Origin of the sequence: Ramlibacter sp., from assembly GCF_035706265.1 — a bacterium.
Lineage (GTDB): Bacteria > Pseudomonadota > Gammaproteobacteria > Burkholderiales > Burkholderiaceae_C > Ramlibacter.
In genome coordinates this window covers 1-2,960 of sequence record NZ_DASSVG010000676.1, presented here as the reverse complement: position 1 = coordinate 2,960, position 2,960 = coordinate 1, and the positions used below count along the sequence as shown (strand labels likewise).

The following is a 2,960-nucleotide window of genomic DNA, read 5'->3' as shown; positions in this document are numbered from 1 at the left end:
CCTGTCGCGCCTGATCGGCCGCACGGCGCAGTGGCTGCAGGAGGGCCGCGTCACCGAGGAGGCGGCCCTGCGGATGGTCGACTGGATCGAGCCGCTGCTGCGCCGCGAGAGCTATCTCGCCCTGCTGTGGGAACGCCCCGGCGTGCACGAGCGGCTGCTGCGTCTGCTGGGCGCGGCCCGCTGGCCGGCCCGCTACCTGATCCAGCATCCCGGGGTGATCGACGAGCTGGCCAGCGACGGGCTGCTCACGGAGCGCTTCGATGCCCGCGAATTCGAGCACGAGCTGGAGCACCGCAAGCGCGCCGTGCAGATCACGGGCGAGGACGACGACGAGATGCTCCTCAACCTGCTGCGCCGAGCCCACCATGCGGAGCTGTTCCGCACGCTGGCGCGCGACGTGGAAGGCGTGCTCACGGTGGAGCAGGTGGCCGACGAGCTGAGCGCGCTGGCCGACGCCACCCTGTCCATCACGGCGCGCTGGTGCTGGGAGCGCCTGAAGCAGCGCCACCGCGAGGTGCCGCTGTTCGCCATCCTGGGCTACGGCAAGCTGGGCGGCAGCACCGAGTGCAAGGGCTGCAACGGACCCAAAGGGGGGAAGCCGCCGCCCGACCTGCACGAGCTGCTGGAGCTGCTGCCGGCGCAACTGCAGCAGCGCATCCACGGCTGGCTGAAGCATCCGCGCGTGATGGCGCTGCGCGACGACGCGCGCCAGCGCCTCTCGCGCCTGGTCGCGCGCACGGCGCAGTGGCTGCAGGAAGGCCGCGTCACCGAGGAAGCGGCACTGCGCATGGTCGACTGGATGGAGCCGCTGCTGCGCCGCGAGAGCTATCTCGCGCTGCTGTGGGAGCGCCCGGGCGTGCACGAGCGGCTGCTGCGGCTGCTGGGCGCGGCCCGCTGGCCGGCCCGCTACCTGATCCAGCACCCCGGCGTGATCGACGAGCTGGCCAGCGAGGGGCTGCTCACGGAGCGCTTCGACGCCCGGGAGTTCGAGCGCGAGCTGGAGCACCGCAAGCGCGCCGTCCAGATCACCGGCGAGGACGACGACGAGATGCTCCTCAACCTGCTGCGGCGGGCCCACCATGCGGAGCTGTTCCGCACGCTGGCGCGCGACGTGGAGGGCGTGCTCACCGTGGAGCAGGTGGCCGACGAGCTGAGCGCGCTGGCCGACGCCACCTTGAACATCACCGCCCGCTGGTGCTGGGAGCGCCTGAAGCAGCGGCACCGCGACACGCCGGCCTTCGCCATCCTCGGCTACGGCAAGCTGGGCGGCAAGGAGCTGGGCTACGGCAGCGACCTCGACATCGTGTTCGTCTACGAGGACGAGGACGAGCGCGCGCCCGAGGCGTACGCCGCCTTCGTGCGCAAGATCATCATCTGGCTGTCCACCAAGACGGCCGAGGGCGACCTGTTCGAGATCGACACCGCGCTGCGGCCCAACGGCAACTCGGGCCTGCTGATCACCACCTTCCGCTCCTACGACGACTACCAGCAGCGCCGCGGCAGCAACACGGCGTGGACCTGGGAACACCAGGCGATGACGCGGGCGCGCTTCGTCACCGGGCTGGAGGAATTGCGGCCCCGGTTCGACGCGGTGCGGCAGGCCGTCATCACGGCGCCGCGCGACGTCGATGCGCTGCGGCGCGAGATCGTCACCATGCGCGAGCGCGTGCGCAGCGCCCACCCGGTGCGCGCCGGCCGCTTCGACCTCAAGCACAGCCCGGGCGGCATGGTGGATGCGGAGTTTGCCGTGCAGTTCCTGGTGCTGTCGCAGTCGGCGCAGCATCCCGAGCTGATCCCGAACGTGGGCAACATCGCGCTGCTGCAGCGCGCCGAGGCCGCCGGCCTGCTGCCGCCCAAGGTGGGCCAGCGCGCCGCCGCGGCCTACCGCGAAATGCGCCGCCTCCAGCACCACGCGCGGCTGAACGAGGAGACCACGCAGTTGCCCGAGGAACGCCTGGCCGCAGAGCGCGACGCGATCGTGGCGCTCTGGCGTCATGTGTTCGGCTGAGGCGTTCACGGGCCCTCCACTGCGGCTGAGGGCGCCTCCGCGTTACGAGGAACACGCGCGACTGCCGTTACCACCGCGACGGTGACTCAGGTGGTAGTCTGGCGGGCTCTTCGCACGTCCAGGCATGACCCCTTCGCGCCCCCTCGTGGCGGCCGGCTTGCTGTTGTCGCTCACGCTCGCCGGCTGCGCCCTGCCCCGCCCGCCCGCCGCGGTCGAAGCCAGGGAGCCACCGCGCTGGCAGGCGCCGCTGCCGCACGGCGGCAACGTGGCCGACCTGCGCCAGTGGTGGACGCAATTCGGTGATCCGCTGCTGATCGACCTGATCGAGGCCGCGCAGACGGCCAGCCCCACCGTCGCGACCGCCGCCACGCGCATCGCCGAAGCCCGGGCCAACCGGGTCGCGGCGCAGGCGGCGCTGCTGCCGGCGCTGGACGCCAGCCTGGCCGTCGTGCGCGGCAACACGCAAGGCGGCTTCGGCGGGGCCGGTGGGTTCGGCGCGGCTGGCGCGGGCGCAGGTGGGGGCAGTGGAACAGGCACCGGGAGTGGCACCGGCGGCGGGGCGGGGGCGGGGGCAGGTGCCGGCGGGGCCGCTGGAGCGGGTGGAGCTGCGGGCGCCGGCGGCGCCGCCAGCGCCGCGGGCGTCGCCCTGCCGCCGACCACCATCACCCAATCCGGCCTGCAGGCCTCCGGGGAGATCGACCTCTTCGGCGGCCGCGACGCCCAGTCCGACGCGGCCGCGGCCCGGCTGCGCGGCGCCGCCGCCGGCTGGCACGACGCCCGGGTCGCCGTGGCCGCGGAAACCGCGACCACCTACGTGGACCTGCGCGTCTGCGAGCGCCAGCTCGAGGTGGCACGCAACGACGCGCGCTCGCGGGCCGAGTCGGCCCGCCTCACGGGGCTGAGCGCCGACGCGGGCTTCACCGCGCCGGCCGCGGCGGCGCAGGCCCGGGCC

The 2,960-nt window shown here is 73.8% G+C and carries 1 protein-coding gene and 1 pseudogene; both read left to right on the top strand.

Features of this window, described 5'->3' with window-relative positions; translation table 11 throughout:
* Positions 1 to 2,008: pseudogene (locus VFM98_RS24365) on the top strand (hypothetical protein); the annotation flags it as partial.
* A gap of 124 nt (positions 2,009 to 2,132) precedes the next feature.
* A partial coding sequence (locus VFM98_RS24360) for a TolC family protein (protein ID WP_325112482.1) occupies positions 2,133 to 2,960 on the top strand: 828 nt, incomplete at its 3' end.